This is a genomic window from Flavobacterium daemonense (assembly GCF_007341385.1).
Lineage (GTDB): Bacteria > Bacteroidota > Bacteroidia > Flavobacteriales > Flavobacteriaceae > Flavobacterium > Flavobacterium daemonense.
Map to the genome: position 1 here is coordinate 1 of NZ_VJYD01000021.1, position 20,745 is coordinate 20,745.

The following is a 20,745-nucleotide window of genomic DNA, read 5'->3' on the forward strand; positions in this document are numbered from 1 at the left end:
AAGCAAATAAAAAAATATTAACTCAGCAGTAGAAAAGCCTAAAGCTTAAAGCCTACTGCCTAAAGCAAATAAAAAAATATTAACTCAGCAGTAGAAAAGCCTAAAGCTTAAAGCCTACTGCCTAAAGCAAATAAAAAAAAAAATGGCAAAAGATATAAAATTTGATATTGAAGCACGTGACGGATTAAAACGTGGTGTTGATGCATTAGCAAATGCTGTAAAAGTAACTCTTGGACCAAAAGGTCGTAACGTAATTATCGGAAAATCATTTGGTGGACCAACAGTTACTAAAGATGGTGTTTCTGTTGCAAAAGAAATCGAATTAAAAGACGCACTAGAAAATATGGGTGCGCAAATGGTAAAAGAAGTTGCTTCTAAAACCAATGATTTAGCTGGAGACGGAACTACAACTGCTACAGTTTTAGCTCAAGCAATCGTAAAAGAAGGACTTAAAAACGTTGCTGCAGGTGCAAATCCAATGGACTTGAAACGCGGAATCGACAAAGCAGTTGAAACTATCGTTGCTGACTTGGCAAAACAAGCTAAAGTTGTTGGAAGCGACTCTGACAAAATCAAACAAATTGCTTCGATCTCTGCTAACAATGACGAAGTTATTGGTGAATTAATCGCTACAGCTTTCGCTAAAGTTGGAAAAGAAGGTGTAATCACGGTTGAAGAAGCTAAAGGAACTGACACTTTCGTGGATGTTGTTGAAGGAATGCAGTTTGACAGAGGATATCTTTCTCCTTACTTCGTAACAAATCCTGAGAAAATGGAAGTTGAATTAGATTCTCCTTACATTTTATTATACGACAAAAAAGTATCTTCTTTAAAAGAATTACTTCCAGTTTTAGAGCCAGTTGCTCAATCAGGAAAACCATTATTGATCATTGCTGAAGATGTTGACGGTGAAGCGCTTTCTACATTAGTAGTAAACAAATTAAGAGGTGCTCTTAAAATTGCTGCTGTTAAAGCTCCAGGTTTTGGAGACAGAAGAAAAGCAATGTTAGAAGATATCGCAATCTTGACTGGTGGAACTGTAATTTCTGAAGAAAGAGGTTATACTTTAGAAAACACAACTATCGAAATGTTAGGAAACGCAAAAAGAGTTTCTATCGATAAAGACAATACCACTATCGTAAGCGGTGCTGGTGAAGCTGATATCATCAAAAACAGAGTAAACCAAATTAAAGGTCAGATGGAAACTACTACATCTGATTACGATAAAGAAAAATTACAAGAGCGTTTGGCTAAATTAGCTGGCGGTGTTGCTGTTCTTTATGTTGGTGCTGCTTCTGAAGTTGAAATGAAAGAGAAAAAAGACAGAGTTGATGATGCTTTACACGCAACTCGTGCTGCTGTTGAAGAAGGAATTGTTGCCGGAGGTGGTGTTGCTTTATTAAGAGCTAAACTTGCTTTGGCTGACTTAAAAGCTGACAATGCTGATGAAGCTACAGGAATTCAAATTGTTTCTCGTGCTGTTGAATCTCCATTGAGAACTATCGTTGAAAACGCTGGTCTTGAAGGATCTGTTGTTGTGGCTAAAGTTGCTGAAGGTTCTGGTGATTTTGGATACAATGCAAAAACTGACGAATATGTAGATATGCTTAAAGCTGGAATTATTGATCCTAAAAAAGTAACTCGCGTAGCTCTTGAAAACGCTGCGTCTGTTTCTGGAATGATCTTGACTACAGAATGTGCATTAATCGATATTAAAGAAGAAAATGCTGGTGGCGGAATGCCAATGGGAGGCGGAATGCCAGGAATGATGTAATTCATTCTCTTCTTAAAACTTAAAACGCCGGATATTTATCTGGCGTTTTTTTTCGCCACGAATTCACGAATTATTTTTTCTAATCTTTACACATATTTTTATTAGTGAGAGATTACACAGATTAAAAGGATTATAATCTGTGAGAATCTTTTCAATCTGTGGCAAAAAAATTAAATAAAAAGATTTTAAAAAAATAATTCGTGAATTCGTGGCTATCCCTTTATTTAACATTCTCTTTTTCTTTAAAAAATCTGTTATTTCTACCTTTGCAATTCTATTTAAAATTGTAAAATGAGAAAATTCACAACTCACCTTTTATCTTTCACATTCTTATTTCTTACCACTTTTTTACATTCGCAAACTAATAAAGATACTTACGTCGTTTTAGTTTCGATGGATGGATTTCGTTGGGATTATCAAAAACAATTTAATCTTCCGAATTTAAAAGAAATAGCAAAAGAAGGCGTTCGTGCCAAATCAATGAAGCCGTCTTATCCAAGCAAAACTTTTCCAAATCATTATTCGATTGTAACAGGACTTTATCCAGATCATCACGGAATTATTAATAACGTTTTTTATGATGCTCAATTAAATGAATCTTTCTCATTATCAAGCGATGCAAAAAATGATTCAAGATTTTATGGCGGAAATCCGATTTGGAATTTAGCCGAACAGCAAGGTGTCAAAACTGCCTCGTTCTTCTGGCCAGGTTCTGATATTGATAACAGAAATCCAAGTATTTACAAAAAATATGATAATAAGATTCCGTATGGAGCTCGAATTGATACGGTTTTAAAATGGTTGCAGCTTCCAGAAAAACAGCGCCCGCATTTGGTTACTTTATATTTTGACGAACCAGATCATACGGGACATAATTTTGGCCCGCTTTCGCCAGAGAACAAAAAAATGGTCATAAAAATGGATTCAATTATGGGCGAATTGTCACGAAGATTGGATCAGCTTGCTATTGGAAAACAAATCAATTTAATTATCGTTTCTGATCACGGAATGGCCGATATAAGTGATGCTAAAAAAATCGCTGTTCTTGATTATTTAAAACCAGAATGGTTGGGATATAAAGATGTAATCAACCCAATTATGAGTCTTCAGGCAAAATCTGGCTATCAAGATTCTATTGCAAATGCTTTGAAAAAAGTACCTCATATCCATTTTTGGAAATCTACAGAAGTTCCAAAAAGATTGCATTACGGAACAAATCCGCGTGTGCATGATTTTGTTATTGAAGCCGATAAAGGCTGGAGTTTGGTAACCAAAAAATCTCAAAATGTAAAAGGCGGAACGCATGGCTACGACAATAATGAAAAAGATATGCACGCCATTTTTTATGCTAAAGGACCCGTTTTTAAGGTTGATAAAACAGTCAAAACATTTCAAAATGTTTCTGTCTATCCTTTAATTGCACATATTTTAGGATTACAAATTGGCGAAATTGACGGAAAGTTAAGCGATGTAAAATCAGCTTTAGCTAATTAGAAAATTTGTCAATTTGATAATTAGATAATGAAGCTTGTGTCACCCTGAGCGAAGTCGAAGGGCGCTCCAATTGGTACGTGGGCTTCGACTTCGCTCAGCCTGACATACTAGATCTAAATAAACAACAGTAAACCCGACAGGTTTTTGAAACCTGTCGGGTTTGTTGCGTTTATAATCTTTATGTATAAGACGCACTACTGTACGCCTCTACGATATACATTGTCAATGCAATCATCACATTTATTAATTATCTGCTGTAACGCAATAAAACTTTAAACATTATACTTTTTTTAACCATTACAGATTAGTATTACAATTAAATTTATAATTTTACTACAAACATCACAATCGCCCCAATATTTTTTGTATGAAATTAATAATCAAGTTTTTTAGTTTTCTATTTTGCCTTCAATCTTTTGCACAGGCTATTTCTAATCAAGACAAAATTACCAAATACCTTAATGATTATTTTTTTCAGGATCGAGAGATCATCCATGTACAATTCAACAAAGACCTTTTTACAAATACCGAAGATATTGCCTTCAAAGGATACATTCTCAGTAAAAACAATGATATCCCAAACACCAATACTACAAATGTTCAATTAATGGTTTATAATGACGAAAACCAGATTGTACTGAAACAATTACTTTTTGCGCAATACGGAGTTTTTTCTGGTGGAATTCACTTAAACGAAAAATTCAAATCGGGCAAATATCATTTTCATTTCTATACCAATTGGATGAATAATTTCAAGGAAGACGATTCCTTTAATCAGACAATTGAAATTATTGATAAAAACGTCCCATATGCATTTCAAACCAATGAACCGAATTGGAAAACAGCAGAAGTAAGCTTATTCCCTGAAGGCGGAATTATATTAAATGACATGGTAAATACAATTGGAATCAAAATTACAGATTGCAATAAAATAGGAATAGAAGTAGCAGATGGCGTTATTTTGGATTCTAAATCAAATGAAATTACACAATTTCATACCAACCAAACCGGAAACGGAGTTTTTTATCTAAGAGCCGATTTAAACGAAAAATATACTCTTAAAATAAATAATGACAAATTAAAAATAACGCAGCCTTTGGACAAAATTGCAGAAACTGGAATTATTTTAAGCGCTCCTAATAATCCTGCAAGAAACAATTTGCTTGTTGTTGTAAAAACAAATGAAAAAGGCCTTCAAACGTATCAAAATAGAAAATTCACCGTTCTTATTCAACAAAATGGAAATACGATGCATCAGGAAGTTACCTTCAATAATAACAAAACGGAACAGCCATTTTATTTTGATAAAAAATATTTGCCAAATGGAATAAATACAATTAGGGTATTAGATGAAGATCTAAATGAAATCACAGAAAGATTAACCTACATTGAAGAAGGCAAAAATCCGTCTACTACATTAGATGCAAAAATAACAGCTAACGACAGCATTATATTATCCGGAAAAACTGACGTTAGCAAGGCACATTTAAGTATTAGTGTACTACCTGAAAAGAGCGTGTCCTTCAATCAAAAGAGAACTATTTTAGGCACTTTTTACCTAAATGCTTATTTAGAAAAACCAGAAACTAATACTTATTTTTATTTTAATCCAGACAATAAAAACCGCAGGCAAGATATAGAGCTATTATTGCTTAATCAAAATAAAGGGAAATATTTATGGGAAAATATCAAATTAGGTCCACCAAAAATCAGTTTTGAATCTGAAAAAGGAGTAACCATAAACGGAAAAGTCGAAAAAGAATTAAAATCGAATTCTAAAAACAAAATTTCTCTTCTTGCAATAAAAAACAGTCTATTTGACCAAACCTCTATCGATCAGAACAATGATTTTAAATTTGAACATTGTTTTGTACAGGATTCTACTGTTGTAGCTTTACAAATGACCAACGAAAAAAACGTTACACTAACGACCAAAATAGAAGCTCGAATTGCCAGAACTGAACCACGATTTGTTTTAGGACCATCATTCGAAAAACCAATTTGCCCAATAATTAAGGGTGCTGACAATGTTTTTAATTTCCCACCACCTAAAACAAAAAGCAGCGAATTAAAAGAAGTAGCTGTAAAGAACACCTTCAAAAAAGAGGTTTTTACCCATAAAGCCGAGATGAGTCCAATGGCAAAAGCTTTTAAATTTGATGGCAACGATTTTAGAACTGTATTGAGTTTCTTGTCTTTTAATGGTTATAAAACAGGTTTTAATTCGATGGATGGCAGTGTATATATCGTAGATAACCGAAATCCGTCATTTCAAGGATCTGGGCATTCTCCTAATATATATATTGACAATTTTTTAGTCTTCGATTTCAACCAGCTTTTTAATATGACGTTAGATCAAGTGGATGAAATCTACATTGATAAAACTGGAAGCTCGGATATTTCAATTACAGGACAAGGAACGATTAAAATTTTCATGAAAATTGGGCAAAAAGACGATTTCTTCAAGCGAAAATTTACGACACTAATTGTGACAAAAGGCTTCGCAAAAAGCATCAATTACAAAACTGCTTCATTTGAAAATCAGGAGGAGTTCAATTATTTCGGCACATTAGGATGGGCTCCAAACATCGAACTAAAAGAGTATTCCGACTATCAAATTAAAATCCCAAAAAATCAGCAAAAAGAAATACAGGTTTTTATTGAAGGTTTTACGAATGACGGTCAATTAATTTCGGAAGTTAAAAAAGTTCCGGTTAATGGGAATTTTTAATTTGATAATTCGGAAATGTGGCAATTAGAAAATTTGATAATTAGGTAATGAATCTATCGTCACCCTGAGCGATCCCGAGGCTTCGGAACTGTCGGGTTTGTCGCATTTATAACCTTTGCGCATAAGACGCACTGCTGTGCGTCTCTACTGAAAATTGGAGCGTTAATTCACAATTAATAATTCATAATTAACCATTATTAAGACACCACTTTATACGTTGGATCATCGATTACATTAACTTTAATTACTGCATCAGCATTTTTAAGCAATTGTCGGCAGTCTGGACTTAAATGCTGTAATTCTATCGTTTTATTTTCCAGACTGTATTTTTTGGTCAGATTATTTAAAGCTTCAATCGCCGACATATCAGAAACACGGCTTTCTTTAAAATCGATTATTACATGATTTGGGTCGTTTTGAATATCAAATTTTTCCATAAAAGCAGTTATGGAACCAAAAAACAATGGCCCATAAATCTCATAATGTTTTGTGCCATTTTCGTCAATAAAATGTCGGGCGCGGATCCTTTTAGCACTTTCCCAAGCAAAAACCAAAGCCGAAATAATTACTCCAATTAAAACCGCTAAAGCCAAATTGTGCAACACAATTGTAATTACAGCGACCAAAATCCCCACAAAAATATCATGTCTCGGCATTTTGTTTATAATCCTGAAACTTGCCCATTCAAAAGTAGTAATGGCCACCATCATCATTACGCCGACTAGTGCAGCCATTGGTAATTTTCCGATAACAGGAGCTCCAAAAAGGATAATCATCAAAATGGTCAAAGCAGCAATTATTCCCGAAAGGCGAGCTCTGGAGCCAGCCCCAAGATTCACTAAAGTTTGTGCAATCATAGGACAACCACCCATCCCGTAAAAAAAGCCGTTTAAGATATTTGAACTTCCTTGCGCAATACATTCTCGGTTGCTGTTTCCTCGGGTTCCCGTAATCTCATCTACTAGATTAAGCGTCAGTAAACCTTCAGTCAAACCAACTGCAGCAACAATAACCGAATACGGAAAAATCACTTTTAAAGTCTCATATGAAAACGGAATATTCGGAATATGAAAAGGAGGAAATCCGCCTTGAACTGAGGCAATATCTTCAACAGTTTTAGTTTCAATATTAAAGATAATAACCAAAGCAAAAACGACCATAATCGCCACTAATGAAGCCGGAACTGCTTTTGTAATTTTTGGAAAAATCAAAACAATTGAAATCGTCAGCGCGACCAATCCCATCATAATGTACAAGGGCGTTCCCTGAAGCCAAGAAACCTGACCGTTGATCACGGTTTTAAACTGCTCCAACTGCGACATAAAAATCACGACTGCCAATCCGTTTACAAAACCAAACATTACGGGCTGGGGAACCAACCGAATAAATTTTCCGAGTTTAAAAAGTCCTATGCAAATTTGCACTACTCCGCCGAGTGCGACGGCTGCAAAAACATATTCTATTCCGTGGGATTTCATCAAAGCAATCAAAACAATAACCGTTGCTCCTGCTCCGCCAGAAATCATTCCGGGTCTTCCTCCAAAAATTGCAGTTACCAATCCGGCTATAAAAGCAGCGTATAAACCAACCAAAGGCGGAAATCCGGCCAGAATAGCAAACGACAACGACTCCGGAATCATGGTCATAGCGACAGTTAAACCGGCTAAAATTTCATTTTTGTAATTGACTTTTTGAGTAAAATCGAAGAGTTGGAATGCTTTTTTCATAGGTCACAAATGTAGAAAATATTGACCGAAAAGAAGGCAAAGCATTTTACACGAAAAAATAAATTATTCTAATCTCACACAAGTATAACCCAGACAATGCACATAATCAATTATATTATCACATTCAAGATCAATGCCTTCGACTCTTAATATTTTATCGCAGTCTTCTAGATCAAAATTAATTTTGTAATCTGGAAACTGACTCTGAATAACGGCAATAACATAATTTTTATCTGCCTCTTTCTGAACATTTGTTTTAAAAACTTCCACTACCATAACCCGCTAGATTTGAGTAATTTAAAGTTAAGAAAAAACTTTCATTCATACAATTAGAAAATGTAGCAATTAGAAAATTTGACAATTAAATAATAAACTATAAAACAATCAAAAATCCCGTAGAAATACCTAGTATCCAATCATTCTTAATCATTATACTTGTATTCATAAACAGATTGTTAAGATTAGCATGATTTTCAGTAGGTGAAAATCTATAAATGTTTATACTAAATTTTGGGGCATAAAGTGAGATCAATAATTGGCAGCGATTATTATCTCACTTTTTTTATTACTTATCTTTTAAAATATAATAATTGGCGTATAAAATCTCAACGTTAAACCTTTTATTATGTACTTCTCTGAACCTTTTCTCCACAAAAAAACACGTACAAATACGTGGTGCTCAAATTTTAAATAGTAGTAATATTGCCCCCGAATAATTTTTACTGTAGAATATAATTTCCGTAAGGCAAATTAGTAAAATGTTGTCATTTTTTTTGGAACGCTAAAATGAGATTTCAGGTCGCTAGTAACGATTTGAAATCTCATTTTTTTTTTTAGCGTAAAGTTTATCATCCTGAGGAATGAAACTCCACAATCATAATCGACAATCTTTGTCGAATCCCGCGTGTGATCCTTCGTTCCTCAGGATGACAAAACTGTGTGGTCAATTCTTTGTGTCTTTAATTCTCGGAGTTTCTTATGTGGCCTTCATTTCCGACAAAACTCTGTGATAATGATAAACTTGATTAAAAAAAATCAAAAAAATCAAATTTCAGGTGGTACTTTTGTGTTTTGTTTATGCACCGAAATTAAGTCCCAAAATCAATATGATACGAGAACATTACATTCCTTTTAATAAGGAATTCTTACTCGAACAACAAATTACCGCTTTTGCTGAAGATGCAGAAAAAGCTGCCGATTTTAGAAATCTATTCGAAATAATTGAGCATTATTATCATTACGAATCTTTTAATCTCAATAAAAATTTAAAACAGAATTACGCCTTATTCGACCCTGATTTGAGCGAAAAAGAACGCGAAGGATTTATTGGAAAAAGTGATTTTTCGATTTTTAAAGAAACTTTGCTTACGGTTTTAGAACGTGGCAATTACCACCGAATTGACAAGCAAACTTTAGAAACTGCTCTTGCCGAATCAGACTTGATTGGTCTGGATTTATCAATTGATTTTAATGCTTTTAAAGATTACGAACTTTATGTACGCGGTCAACATAAAGCCAAAGAAAAAATCAAGAAGTTTATTTTCTGGAAGAAAGAAGTCGAAATCGAATATTATGATCGTGTGCTGATTTACCTAAATTACAGCGACGCTGATTATTTAGCGGCAAAGAAAGTCAAACTGGGAAAAATGCCTATTGATCCAGGTTCGATTGTATTGAAAATATTTAAGCGAGTTCCCAAAAACGACTTGGAAACGATTTTCCCAAATGCTATTCCGAGAATGTCTCTGAAGGATAAAATGCTGCTTTGGATTCCGGGAATTTTTGGTGGAATTTCACTATTGAGTGCCAAAGTAATTCCTGCCCTAATCAATATGTATAATGCATATGAAACAGGCGAAGCAATCGATTTGCTAAATAGCAAAACTTCGCTTAATCAAGGTTTGATTGCATTAGGAATTTTGTCTATTTATTGTTTTCGCCAGTACAACAATTTCGTAAACAAAAAAATCAGATATTCTAAAATTCTTTCGGATAGTTTGTATTTTAAAAATCTCGGAAACAATAGTGGCGCTTTTTATTCGCTTTTAAATTCATCTGAAGAAGAAGTTTTAAAAGAAACTATTCTGGCTTACTCTTTTTTAAACCGAAACAATCATCCGTTGACCGCCGAAGAACTGGATACGCAAATAGAATCTTGGTTTGAAACAACTTTAAAAACCGAATTAGACTTTGACGTAAATGATGCTTTATTGAAATTGAAAAGCATTGGCCTGGGAATTGAAAACAACGGAAAATGGAGCGTAATTCCGCTAAAAGATGCGCTTGTTAAAATTGATGAATTGTGGGATACTATTTTTGAATATAATTCGATTCAGAAAGTTTAATTTAGTTTTTCTCGCAGATTTGGCAAATTGAGCAGATTTTTTCAAAGTCTAAAAAGAAAATCTACCAAATCTGCGAGAGAAATTTTACTCCATTTTCTGCAAATAAATAAAAAGAATTTTCATTAGATTTACAGCAACCTAACTATTAAAACCACAAAAAATGAGAACATTAGATCAATGGTTTGCAGAATATGCTGTAAGTCACCAAAACCCAAAAAACAAAGCAATACACTATATTTGTGTTCCGGCTATTTATTTTTCAATCGTTGGTTTATTAATGAGTATTCCGAGTGGTATTATTGCCGAAACTTTAAAACTGAATGCACCAATTATTGAAAATTGGGCTTTTATTGTTTTACTTTTTGTTCTCGTTTTTTACATTCGCCTATCGATTGCGATGGCGGTTAAAATCGCCATTTTCTCCGCAATTTGTCTAATTGCAAATTATTACATCTCACAGTTTGTGCCGTTGTGGATGTTCTCCATTGGCGTTTTTGTAATTGCATGGATCGGGCAATTTTACGGACACAATATTGAAGGCAAAAAACCATCTTTCTTAAAAGATCTTCAGTTTTTACTGATTGGCCCAGCTTGGGTTGTAGAGAATATTTTTTCTAAGAAATAGATTTCTAATGGCACGCGGATGACACAGATTTAAACAGGTTAACGCGGATTTTTTTTTAATTTTCTGCTTGATAGATTTTTGTCATTTCAAAGAACGAAACCCGAACGATAGCGAATAGGCGAAGCAAATCTCCGCAAGAAACTCCATCTAAATCGCCAATCTTTGTAGAGCTACTTGCGGAGATTTCTCGTTTCTCGAAATGACAAACTCACGCTAAAAAACATTATTACACACTAATTATCAAATACTTAGGAAATATTCTCATAACTTTATCTTACGATAAATCAAATAGTTATGAAGATAAACGACAAAGAAGTGAAAATTGAAAGTTTTGATATTTTTACCTACCGACGAATCAGACGCGCAATTGGGTATTTAGGAATAAGTCTACCCATTCTTTTGGTTAGTTTTTCTCTGATTTCGTTTTTTCAGACTCAGATTCAGCCCTCGATTAGTGATTATTATTACACAAATTTGAGGGAAATTTTTACTGGTACTTTGTGTGCAGTTGGTTTATTTTTGATTCGGTATAAAGGTCACGGAAATACTTCGATCTTGAAAAATGATAATCTGTTAACCAATATTGCCGGAATTATGGCAATTGGCGTCGCCTTGATTCCGACAAACCCAACGGATATTTCTCAAAAAATATACACGTTTATTCCCTCAACAAAAACTTGGCTTGGCTGGCTTCACTATGGCTTTGCCGGAGTATTCTTTTTGATATTGGCTTTGCTCGCGATTAATGTTTTTACAATTGGTCAAGCCAATGAAATGCGGGAACCAAAAAGCATTTTAAATGAAAATAATATTTACAGATTTTGTGGCTATATGATTTTGGTTTCATTGATTTTAGTTCCCGTTTCTGGAAAATTCAAACTGTTTTCTTATTCAACTTTAGTTTTTGAAACCATTGCTTTATTTGCTTTCGGAATTGCCTGGCTTATTAAAGGTCGTGCACTTGGCGATCAAGGAAAAATTGGCCAGAAATTATATCAAGAAAACAATGCTGTCGATACTGAAAAAACAGTGGAGAAGTGAATGGAATTTTGTTTGACAATCATAAATGGCAGAATATAATCCTGAAGAAAAATTACTTTCTTTAAACTTCTTTATAATTGATCATTGTTTTTACATTTTCAAACAGTTCCGGGAATTCTTTTCTGAAGATTTCCGGAGTTTCAAAAAAATGCTCCAAAATCACGGCAAGAAATTCAAACTTGTTAGTATAGGCGTAATCTCTAAAATAGTGCTTTTCTTTAAGTTTATTTGCTAGATTCTCTTGGTCAAAATACTTTTCTATTTCCATAAATTCATCGTAGAAAATTATCGCATTAGGATCGCTTCTTTTTCGGGAATTAAAATGCAGCACATGCGTAAATTCATGTAACCCAAGATTAATATTGTCTTTTGTCTGGTGTCCGCTCAGGAAATCTTCCCATGAAAAAACAATCGTTTTCATTCTCGGATTGTATTCTCCTTTATGATATTCCTGATTGATTGTTGAATAATAAACGGTAGGATAAATGACAATATGTTCAAATAAGTCGATGAGATACGCTCGCATTCCAAAAGTCAGCATTACATAAGTTCCAGCAATAATCAGTTTCATTTCTTGCGTTACTTCAATACTTTTTCCATCAAAATTATAGTGCCCAATGAAGTTTTTTACCCGATGTTCAAAATACCTTTTCTTTTTTTCAGGAAGGTTTTCGTAAAAAGGGAATTCTCTTTCTAAAACCGTTTTGTCCTGTGGATCAATTTGTTGTAATATCGGATAAAAAAACAAATATAACGGCTTGTTAAACAGCAATAAATAAATGGGCTCGATTACTCTGAAAACGATTATCAGGACAAGAATGACAATAAAAATGATTCCGATAAAAAATATAAAAAGCATAATTTATGATTTGTGGCAAAACAGAAATTTTTAGGAATCTCTGCTTTGCTAAAATAGAAATTTAAAAACTGTAAATCGAGTTTTTTTACTTTCACAATATTATTTATTTCTGAATATCCTAAATTTACATAAACACAAAATCAATATATTATGAGAAAAATAATTGTTTTGTCGATGATTTCGCTAGACGGCGTAATGCAGGCTCCGGGCGGGCCAGAAGAAGATAAATCGGACGGATTCAAATACGGAGGCTGGACAGCGCCTTTTGGAGATGAAGCTTATAGTAAAGCTGTACGAAACGAACTCAAACCTGCAGATTATCTTTTAGGCAGAAAAACTTTTGAAATTTGGGAAGATTACTGGCCTAAAAATTCAGAATTTTGGCCCGGAATTAATGACGGTAATAAATATGTACTCTCTAAAACCAGAAAAAATTCAGAATGGAAAAATTCTTCTTTCATAGAAAATCTAGAAGATATAAAGAACCTCAAAAACTCAGAAGGTAAAGATATTCAGGTTTGGGGAAGCAGTGAATTAGTTCATTCATTATTAAAAAATGATTTGGTTGATGAATTGAGATTAAAAATTCATCCGTTATTGCTTGGCAAAGGCAAAAAACTTTTTGACAGTAATGCATATCCATCAGGATTTACTTTAACAGAAAGTAGCACTACCACAACTGGGGTAATTTTAGCCAGTTATAAAAGAGCTGGAGAAATAAAAACAGGAAACGCTGGAGAAACTATTAAGTAACGAACCTTTAACTTTAAAACAGATGAAAAACAATGTACCCGTATTTACTTTTAGTATTGTAGCAATAATTGTAGGCGCTGCACTTTACAAGCAATTCAATTTTGAAACCTTAAGATTTGAAAAACCAGCGCTGGCAATTGTTTATTTAATTGTTTTTTTGTTTTCGATTTTTATACTGATTAAGGGTTTTAGGAAAAAACGATCTGAGAAATAAAAGGAGTGCCATTATAAAAAGAAAAAAGCCAGTCTCACAAACGAAAATGGCTTTTCTATGATGGTAAACTTTTACTGAAATTTTGCCTACCAATTATTGAAATTATTTCAATTCGATTATCACTTACTATTCTATAATAAATTGTATCTACACCGCAGACGCAATATCTATATCCAACTTTAATATGCCTAGCCGATGGAAATAAAAACGGATTTTCCTCTATTCGTTCAAAGCAGTCATGAATAAGACTGAAGTATCTATCAGCCTGATCTAAACCAAATTTACTAATTCCATAATAGTAAATCCTTTTTAAATCATCTTTGGCTTCGTTGCTCAAGAAATAATCATACATCTGGCAGATCTTTCTTGAATTCCGTTAACATTTCTTCTCTTGTCTGTTTTTTAGCAAATCCGCTTTTTTCTCCACTATCTATTTTATTACGAACAAATTCATAATATTCTTCTTGGGAACGAGCTTGTTTAATTAGATAATTAATAGCTTCACTCTTACTCGAAAACTCCTCACTTTTAACTTGCTTTTTTAACCATTCATCATTTTGATTAGCTAAAGAAATACTTTGTCGTGGCATAATAATACTTTTAAAGTTGGTGTAAATTTACACCAACTTTAAATAAAATCGTTCAAAATATTTTTTTTTAACGTTTATTACTTATTGCTATAAATTATTGGGAAGAAGTAGGGAATAAAAAAAGCGTAAACCTTCATTTTAAAGGCATACGCTTTTTTACAGTGACCCAGGAGGGGTTCGAACCCCCAACCCTCAGAGCCGAAATCTGATATTCTATCCAGTTGAACTACGAGGTCATTTTATTGTAGATTGTTGATTTTAGATTTTAGATTCCTTTTTGCAATCTAAAATCTAAAATCTAGTCCCGAAGCTTCGGGATAAAATTATATTTACGAAAGTAATTTCTTTACAATTGTAGAAATGGTTTTTCCTTCAGCAGTTCCTCCTAATTGAGCAGAAGCCAATCCCATTACTTTACCCATTGAAGCAATTCCTGAAGCTCCAGTTTCAGCAATAATTTTTGCAATTACAGCTTCTACTTCTTCTTCGCTTAATTGCGCTGGCAAAAATTTCTCGATTACAGCAACTTGAGCCAATTCTGGTTCAGCTAAGTCAGGACGATTTTGCTCTGTAAAGATTCTTGCGCTTTCTTTACGAGTTTTTACCAATCTTTGAAGCAATTTAATTTCTTCATCTTCTGATAATTCTTCTTTAGAACCTGACGCCGTTGAAGCTAATAATAATTCAGATTTAACTGCTCTTAAAGCCTCTAAAGCTACTGTATCTTTTGCTTTCATGGCCGTTTTGATCTCGTCCATGATTTGTGTTTGTAAACTCATGTTTATGTTTTATTTAAAATAAGCAAATGCTTATTAATTGGTATATTAATTTGGATTTTTTTCTCGACTTCGCTCGAACTGACAATAAGATTCACTTTAAAAACCTATTTAGGAAGTCAAATTTCTAAATTCTGTGCGAAGATAAAAAAAATAACCCGAAAATTAAATCCAATTTTCGGGCTATCCTAATATTATGATTTTAAAATTAATCTACATTGTCATGCAAAAATGAATTATTTGAGCGCAATTGTAAATCATTATTACTGTCTGTTCCAACCGAGATTCTTGAATTGGTGTTATTTGACTGAGAATTCGACAAATCGATTCCTAATCTTTTGTAAGCTGGCTCTTTTTCCAACTCATCAATTCTAGAAACATTATTGTGGAATTTATAATTAAACTCTTTTAGTTTCTTTCTTCTTTCTTCGGCACGCAAACGCAATGTTTCTTCAATTGTCAATTCCATTGGAGAAACCTCTGCAGTTGTTGTAAAATCTGGCTGGCTAGCAAAATCAGCTCTAGATTTCAAAGTAATGTTCAACTCTTCAGGAACAACATCTTCAACCACTTTTTCAACTGGTTTCGAAGCTGTCAATTCATTCTCTACTTCCATATACTCTTCTAACGAATATTTGATAATTCCATTATCAGAAAGTTCTGTTACGGGAACAAATGAAACTGGGTCATTTACTTTGATATTGCGCGTTTCGTTTGTTAATTCAAACATGATTTTCGTTTCCTGCTCAGCAACCGGCTCTCTTTTTACCTCTGGCTCTGATCTGAAAAGCGGCAAATCAAATGAAAAAGTCGTTTGTTCTTCTTTTTCAAAAGTTCTTTGCTGTGCAGGTTTTACTTCTTGATAAGCTGGAACTTCTGGAGTCGAGATTTTAAAATCGATATCTGTAATTGGAGAAACGATTTCAAAAGTCACATCAAGATTTTTGATAAACTCAGACATCACTACCAACTCTTCTTGATTGATTGTTGGCGGCGTTACCGGAACCGCAGGAGCTACGGGAGCAACCGTATCTTCCATTAAATCAAAAACAACTTTATCTTCCGATTTTGCAATAGGTGTTTCAGCATTTAAATCAAAAGAAGCAAGCGGTTTATTCGTTAAATTATGAACACTTCTCTGCTCATCTTCTAACGTGTGAATGATTTTCTTAGGCTCTGTATTAACGATTTCGTTTTGTTGTTCAACATCAAAACCAGTAGCGATAATAGTTACGGCAATAGCTTCACCAAGAGTTTCGTCTTCACCAACTCCCATAATAATATTTGCATTGTAACCTGCTTCTGCCTGAATGTGATCGTTGATTTCTCCGATTTCGTCAAGCGTTATTTCATTAGATCCAGAAACGATAAGCAACAATACGTTTTTGGCACCCGTAATTTTATTGTCATTCAATAATGGAGAATCTAATGCTGATACAATCGCATCTTTAGCTCTGTTTTCTCCCTGTGATACCGCGGAACCCATAATCGCAGTTCCGCTGTTTGCTAAAACTGTTTTAGCATCACGTAAGTCGATATTTTGAGTATAGTGGTGCGTAATAACTTCAGCAATACCTCTAGAGGCAGTTGCCAAAACTTCGTCCGCTTTAGAGAATCCAGCTTTGAAACCTAAATTTCCGTAAACTTCTCTTAATTTATTATTATTAATTACGATCAACGAGTCAACTTGTTTACGTAATTTTTCGATTCCTAAAAGTGCTTGTTCCTGGCGCACTTTCCCTTCAAATTGAAACGGAATGGTCACGATACCAACTGTAAGGATTTCTCTTTCTTTTGCTAATTGTGCGATAACCGGAGCAGCACCTGTACCAGTACCACCACCCATACCAGCGGTAATAAATACCATCTTAGTACCACGGTCTAACATTTTTTCAATATCGGCAATACTTTCAATAGCAGACTGCTGTCCCACATCAGGATTTGCTCCTGCTCCAAGACCTTCTGTCAAATTCATACCTAACTGAATTTTGTTAGGAACCGAACTGTTCTGCAATGCTTGTGAATCGGTATTACAAACGATGAAATCAACGCCTTTAATACCTTGTTTAAACATATGGTTGATAGCATTGCTACCTCCTCCACCTACACCTATTACTTTGATTACATTTGATTGGTTTTTTGGTAAATCAAATGAAATGCTTCCAAATTCTGAGTTGCTCATCATCTTTTTGGTTTTTTAATTCTTATTTAGTACATTTTTTACTTCGTGACTTGGGGCCAGAAAGTAATCCTCTTCTTTTATTATCTCTATTCGGCTTATATTTATTCAGCGTTGTCTAAAAAATCTTTGATTTTGTCGACGTATCTGTCAAAAAATGATCTCCTAATTTTGGTTTCTGTAGATTCTGCTTCGGCCTTGTTCGTTCTTGTCTCTCTAGGCTCTTCAATAGTTTCTACTCTTTCAACGTAGTTTTCTTCAACTTCGTATCGTTGCTGCACTGGCTGTTGTGGCTGAACTGGCGGATTTCTGTAAACTACTTTTGGTTGTTCATTTACAATTTCCATTCTCACAGCGCTTTGTGTACTGTTTTCGATACTGTTCATCACTAAACCAACAGCTGTTGCAAATAATGGACTTGAAATTTCTTCACTTGAATTTCCTGCTAAATGCTCATTTGGATAACCAATTCTGGTATCCATACCAGTAATGTATTCAACTAATTGTTTAATATGTTTTAGTTGAGCTCCACCACCTGTAAGAACAATTCCTGCAATTAATTTTTTGCGTGGATCTTCGTGTCCGTATGCTTTAATTTCGGCAAAAACCTGTTCAATAATTTCCACAACTCTTGCATGGATGATTTTTGATAAATTTTTAAGCGAAATCTCTTTTGGCTCTCTTCCTCTTAAACCTGGAATAGAAACAATTTCGTTGTCTTTATTTTCGCCCGGCCAAGCTGATCCAAATTTTATTTTTAAAAGCTCTGCTTGTTTTTCAATTATCGAACAACCTTCTTTAATATCATCTGTAATTACGTTTCCTCCAAAAGGAATTACAGCAGTATGACGAATAATTCCATCTTTAAAAATGGCCAAATCTGTTGTTCCGCCCCCGATATCGATAAGCGCAACTCCAGCCTCTTTTTCTTCCTGGCTTAAAACTGCATCTGCCGAAGCTAATGGTTCTAAAGTCAATCCTGAAAGCTCAATTCCTGAACTCTGAATACATCTTCCAACATTTCTGATTGAAGAAGCCTGCCCAACTACAACATGAAAACTAGATTCTAGTCTTCCGCCATACATCCCGATTGGCTCTTTAATCTCAGATTGTCCGTCGATTTTAAATTCCTGAGGTAAAACGTGAATAATTTCTTCACCCGGCAACATTGCCAATTTATTTACCTGATCAATTAAAAGCTGAATATCTTTTTCGCCTATTACCTCTTCTGGATTATTTCGGCTGATGTAATCAGTATGCTGAATACTTCTGATGTGTTGTCCGGCAATACCCACAACAACATCTTTTATTTTATAACCTGAATTGTTTTCTGCTTCAAGTATTGCTTGCTGAATTGACTGAATAGTTTGCGTAATGTTGTTTACAACTCCTCTCGCAACACCCAGACTTTTGGATTTCCCAATACCCAAAATTTCCAACTTGCCATACTCATTTTTCTTGCCTATCATGGCAACTATCTTTGTCGTTCCAATATCTAGACCTACTGCAATGTTATCTTTTTCCATTTTCTATTATTTTGTGCAAACTACTTGTTCCGTAAACCTAAGGTCAATTTTTTTGTATTTGTATAACGAACTATCCAAAACTGCTTTTTGAAAAAACGCTTTATAGTTTCTAAATTTTTTATCAACATTCATCGTTCTTCCAAAATCTATGAAGTAATCATAGTTTCGATTAAACATTTTTAGGCTGCCATTAGGCATAATTTGTATTGCAATGATGTTTTTTTTCAAAAACGCATCGTCATAAATTGTGCGAAATAAAGCAGCTAAATCTTCGTTATTTTTTTCATTTATTGCCCCCGAAACAAGAGGAACTCGCGCTGTAAAATTGTCCGACAAGGGCATTTTACCACCCTCATAGTCAATATAAAAAGATCGATCACCATCATAAACTCGCGCTATTGGTGTCTTCTGTTTTACTACCGCTTTTAGAACTCCATCGATACTTACAAAAACATCTGACTTCTCAATCATGTCTTGCGTATCAAGGGTTTTTTCTATCTTATTCAAATCTAGTTCATCTTTTCTAATACTGGAAGCGTCTCTTTTATTTTCTATCAACAATTTATTAACCGTTTCTGCCTTTACAAAAAGCGCATTTTCTCCTACAAAAACAACCATAGATTTCTTCAATTTTCTATCTCCATTTCGATGCTGTGCGAAAGAATACAGAAAAAGTACTAGGCCCAAAATGAGTACTAATCGAATATTTGTCCAATTAAATATTTTCATTTAGCATTTTTTTGATTGACGGAACCATTTCTCCAATATCACCAGCTCCAATTGTCACAATTATTGGCGCATCACTGGCTTTGATTTGCGCTAATAAATCTTCTTTTGCAACAATTTTTTTGTTCGAATTTGTCATTTTCCCCAATAACCATTCCGATGTAACTCCTTCCATTGGAAGTTCTCTCGCTGGGTAAATATCCATCAAATACACTTCATCAAATTTTGACAAGCTTTCTGCAAATCCATCCACAAAATCTTTTGTTCGGCTGAATAAATGCGGCTGAAAAATTGCCAATACTTTTCGTCCTGGATACAACTCTCTAACTGCTTGATGAACAGCATTTATTTCTGTTGGATGATGTGCATAATCATCTATATAAACTAACTTATCTGATTTAATTTGATAAGAAAAACGTCTTCTGATCCCTCTGAATGAAGCAATGGCTTTTGCAATAGACTCGGTCGGGGTGCCGAAAGTTTTTGCCATCGCAATAGCCATTAATCCATTCATTAAATTGTGTTTTCCAGGCAATCCAAAATGAAGATCTTTCATAATTTCTGATGGCGTCTGCACATCAAAAACATAGCTTCCATCTTCAATTCTAACATTATACGCCTTATATACAGCATCTTCGTTTATAGCGCATTGAACACCTTCTAAAGGCAATTCTTTGGTTATAAAAAGATTGCTTTTATCTTCAACTTTTGAAGCAAATTCAACAAACGAAGCTTCGATTGCATCACTCGTTCCATAAATATCCAAATGATCTGCATCCATAGAAGTCACACAAGCAATATTTGGATGCAAATGCAAGAACGATCTATCGAATTCATCTGCTTCAACAACAGTTACCGTTTTTCCGGTTCCAATTAAATTTGAATTATAGTTTTCTACTATTCCACCCACAAATGCCGTAACATCTGCACCGCTTTCAAATAAAATATGTCCAAGAATACTAGAAGTTGTTGTCTTTCCGTGTGTACCAGCAACTGCGAAACTAAAAGTGTCTTTGGTGATAATCCCTAAAACCTCGGCACGTTTTTTAATTTCGTAATTTCTTTCAATAAAATAATTCCACTCCGAATGTGATTTTGGAACCGCAGGCGTAAAAATCACTAACGTATTCTCAACATGATAATCAGTCGGAATCAAATTGATATTATCTTCAAAATGAATATCAATACCACTTTCAATCAATTCACTTGTCAGCATTGAAGGTGTTTTGTCGTAACCTGAAACCTGTTTTCCAATATATTTGAAATAACGAGCCAGAGCACTCATTCCGATGCCTCCAATACCAATAAAATAAACGTTTTGTATTTGATTTAAATTCATTTCTTTTCTGCTTTAAGCATTAAGCTTTAGGCTATAGGCCTTCAAC

The 20,745-nt window shown here is 34.2% G+C and carries 17 protein-coding genes and 1 tRNA gene; 7 read left to right on the forward strand and 11 right to left on the reverse strand.

Annotated features, from left to right (window positions below; all coding sequences use genetic code 11):
• Window positions 1-142: 142 nt before the first annotated feature.
• The 3 genes from groL to FND99_RS19170 all read left to right on the forward strand — a co-directional run bounded on the left by groL (window position 143) and on the right by FND99_RS19170 (window position 5,999).
• The gene (groL, locus tag FND99_RS19160) at window positions 143-1,774 is read left to right on the forward strand and encodes a chaperonin GroEL (RefSeq protein ID WP_144339543.1); all 1,632 of its coding nucleotides are present in this window, start codon (window positions 143-145) and stop codon (window positions 1,772-1,774) included.
• Between the two features lie 291 nt (window positions 1,775-2,065).
• The gene (locus FND99_RS19165; protein WP_144339544.1) at window positions 2,066-3,268 is read left to right on the forward strand and encodes an alkaline phosphatase family protein; all 1,203 of its coding nucleotides are present in this window, start codon (window positions 2,066-2,068) and stop codon (window positions 3,266-3,268) included.
• 367 nt (window positions 3,269-3,635) lie between these two features.
• Window positions 3,636-5,999, forward strand: coding sequence for a hypothetical protein (locus FND99_RS19170; protein WP_144339545.1), 2,364 nt, complete (start codon window positions 3,636-3,638; stop codon window positions 5,997-5,999).
• Between the two features lie 197 nt (window positions 6,000-6,196).
• On the opposite strand, the gene FND99_RS19175 is transcribed toward FND99_RS19170, so the two are convergent.
• Complete coding sequence (locus FND99_RS19175; protein ID WP_144339546.1) at window positions 6,197-7,726, reverse strand: SulP family inorganic anion transporter; 1,530 nt, start codon at window positions 7,724-7,726, stop codon at window positions 6,197-6,199.
• Between the two features lie 63 nt (window positions 7,727-7,789).
• Complete coding sequence (locus tag FND99_RS19180) at window positions 7,790-8,002, reverse strand: hypothetical protein (protein ID WP_144339547.1); 213 nt, start codon at window positions 8,000-8,002, stop codon at window positions 7,790-7,792.
• A gap of 830 nt (window positions 8,003-8,832) precedes the next feature.
• On the opposite strand from FND99_RS19180, the gene FND99_RS19185 reads away from it, so the two are divergent.
• From FND99_RS19185 to FND99_RS19195, 3 genes are all read left to right on the forward strand, one after another.
• On the forward strand, window positions 8,833-10,071 hold the full coding sequence (locus FND99_RS19185) for a TMEM143 family protein (RefSeq protein WP_144339548.1): 1,239 nt from the start codon (window positions 8,833-8,835) through the stop codon (window positions 10,069-10,071).
• 160 nt (window positions 10,072-10,231) lie between these two features.
• The gene (locus FND99_RS19190; RefSeq protein ID WP_144339549.1) at window positions 10,232-10,696 is read left to right on the forward strand and encodes an Mpo1 family 2-hydroxy fatty acid dioxygenase; all 465 of its coding nucleotides are present in this window, start codon (window positions 10,232-10,234) and stop codon (window positions 10,694-10,696) included.
• A gap of 294 nt (window positions 10,697-10,990) precedes the next feature.
• Window positions 10,991-11,737, forward strand: coding sequence for a hypothetical protein (locus FND99_RS19195; protein ID WP_144339550.1), 747 nt, complete (start codon window positions 10,991-10,993; stop codon window positions 11,735-11,737).
• Between the two features lie 61 nt (window positions 11,738-11,798).
• Here FND99_RS19195 and FND99_RS19200 read toward each other — a convergent pair whose 3' ends face one another.
• Window positions 11,799-12,596: a zinc-dependent peptidase gene (locus tag FND99_RS19200; RefSeq protein ID WP_144339551.1), complete on the reverse strand. Its 798-nt coding sequence runs from the start codon at window positions 12,594-12,596 to the stop codon at window positions 11,799-11,801.
• 150 nt (window positions 12,597-12,746) lie between these two features.
• Between FND99_RS19200 and FND99_RS19205 the strand changes: the two genes are divergently transcribed.
• On the forward strand, window positions 12,747-13,349 hold the full coding sequence (locus FND99_RS19205; protein ID WP_144339552.1) for a dihydrofolate reductase family protein: 603 nt from the start codon (window positions 12,747-12,749) through the stop codon (window positions 13,347-13,349).
• Window positions 13,350-13,618: 269 nt separating this feature from the next.
• Here the strand turns inward: FND99_RS19205 and FND99_RS19215 are convergent, their stop codons facing one another.
• From FND99_RS19215 to murC, 8 genes are all read right to left on the reverse strand, one after another.
• Entirely contained in the window at window positions 13,619-13,915 is a 297-nt protein-coding gene (locus FND99_RS19215; RefSeq protein WP_144339554.1) for a type II toxin-antitoxin system RelE/ParE family toxin, read from the reverse strand.
• Window positions 13,908-14,153: a ribbon-helix-helix domain-containing protein gene (locus FND99_RS19220; RefSeq protein ID WP_144339555.1), complete on the reverse strand. Its 246-nt coding sequence runs from the start codon at window positions 14,151-14,153 to the stop codon at window positions 13,908-13,910. Before FND99_RS19220 ends, FND99_RS19215 begins: the two co-directional genes overlap by 8 nt.
• A gap of 162 nt (window positions 14,154-14,315) precedes the next feature.
• A tRNA-Arg gene (locus FND99_RS19225) sits at window positions 14,316-14,389 on the reverse strand.
• Between the two features lie 93 nt (window positions 14,390-14,482).
• Window positions 14,483-14,932, reverse strand: a complete 450-nt coding sequence (locus tag FND99_RS19230; protein WP_091492577.1) for a GatB/YqeY domain-containing protein — start codon at window positions 14,930-14,932, stop codon at window positions 14,483-14,485.
• Between the two features lie 205 nt (window positions 14,933-15,137).
• On the reverse strand, window positions 15,138-17,114 hold the full coding sequence (ftsZ, locus tag FND99_RS19235; RefSeq protein ID WP_144339556.1) for a cell division protein FtsZ: 1,977 nt from the start codon (window positions 17,112-17,114) through the stop codon (window positions 15,138-15,140).
• A 98-nt stretch (window positions 17,115-17,212) separates the two neighbouring features.
• Window positions 17,213-18,634, reverse strand: a complete 1,422-nt coding sequence (gene ftsA / locus FND99_RS19240) for a cell division protein FtsA (protein ID WP_144339557.1) — start codon at window positions 18,632-18,634, stop codon at window positions 17,213-17,215.
• A 6-nt stretch (window positions 18,635-18,640) separates the two neighbouring features.
• Window positions 18,641-19,363 carry a cell division protein FtsQ/DivIB gene (locus FND99_RS19245; RefSeq protein ID WP_144339558.1) on the reverse strand — a complete coding sequence of 241 codons (723 nt, stop codon included), beginning with the start codon at window positions 19,361-19,363 and terminating at the stop codon, window positions 18,641-18,643.
• Window positions 19,350-20,699, reverse strand: a complete 1,350-nt coding sequence (murC, locus tag FND99_RS19250) for a UDP-N-acetylmuramate--L-alanine ligase (protein ID WP_144339559.1) — start codon at window positions 20,697-20,699, stop codon at window positions 19,350-19,352. Before murC ends, FND99_RS19245 begins: the two co-directional genes overlap by 14 nt.
• Window positions 20,700-20,745 lie beyond the last annotated feature (46 nt).